The sequence below is a fragment of the Peribacillus sp. SIMBA_075 genome (assembly GCF_046534585.1).
This window is the reverse complement of record NZ_JAWRYN010000322.1, coordinates 1-314: the sequence shown is the minus strand read 5'-3', so window position 1 is coordinate 314 and position 314 is coordinate 1. Positions and strand designations below refer to the sequence as shown.

Sequence of the window (314 nt, the reverse complement as noted above, 5' to 3'; positions counted from 1 at the left end):
ACCCAGCCTACCATGCCATACCGTATGGTACGGTGATCGCGTGTTGCTTCCCGATCCGATCTGGCCCGTCGCCGCGCTCGCCGTCATCTGCTTGGGCGACGGCCTCCTGTGCCTCAAACCGGTGCGCTTCGTGGCGGAGTGCTACCGCGGGGTGAATTGGCCGAGCAGGTACTGGTGGCTGATGCCTCCGATCAAGGTCGCCGCAGCGGCCGGCCTGGTCGCGGGGATCGGGATCCCGGCCCTCGGCATCGTCACCAACTCCTGCCTCGTCCTCTACTTCGTCGTGGCGATCGCCGCGCACATCCGAGCACGCG

The 314-nt window shown here is 67.2% G+C and carries 1 protein-coding gene; it reads left to right on the top strand.

The window, feature by feature from the left end; genetic code table 11:
- Positions 1-43: 43 nt before the first annotated feature.
- The coding region (locus tag SB775_RS28415; RefSeq protein WP_410864521.1) for a DoxX family protein at positions 44-314 on the top strand (271 nt) is incomplete at its 3' end.